This window comes from Bacillus cereus group sp. BfR-BA-01524, from assembly GCF_022662595.1.
GTDB classification, from domain to species: domain Bacteria; phylum Bacillota; class Bacilli; order Bacillales; family Bacillaceae_G; genus Bacillus_A; species Bacillus_A thuringiensis_S.
Genome location: NZ_JAKUDW010000407.1, coordinates 1 through 247, shown reverse-complemented (window position 1 = coordinate 247; position 247 = coordinate 1). Strand labels below are relative to the sequence as shown.

Here is a 247-nt window from a genome sequence, read left to right as displayed (position 1 = left end):
CTTCTCTTTCTCTGGAAGTTTCACACCTAATTTTGTTAATTCTTCTTTTGCTTGCTCATGCGTTAATTTTCCAGATTTCTTTTGCTCTAAAATTGACTTCGCTTTCTCTTTTTCCTGTTCATCTAATCCTGCAAACATGTCTCCATGCTTACCTTTCTCCGGCATTTTCACGCCTAACTTTGTTAATTCCTCTTTTGCTTGTTCATGCGTTAATTTTCCAGATTTCTTTTGCTCTAAAATTGACTTC

1 pseudogene is annotated in these 247 nt (G+C 35.6%); it reads right to left on the bottom strand.

The annotated features are described in order from the left end of the window. Positions 1–247: pseudogene (locus tag MR170_RS31665) on the bottom strand (hypothetical protein); the annotation flags it as partial.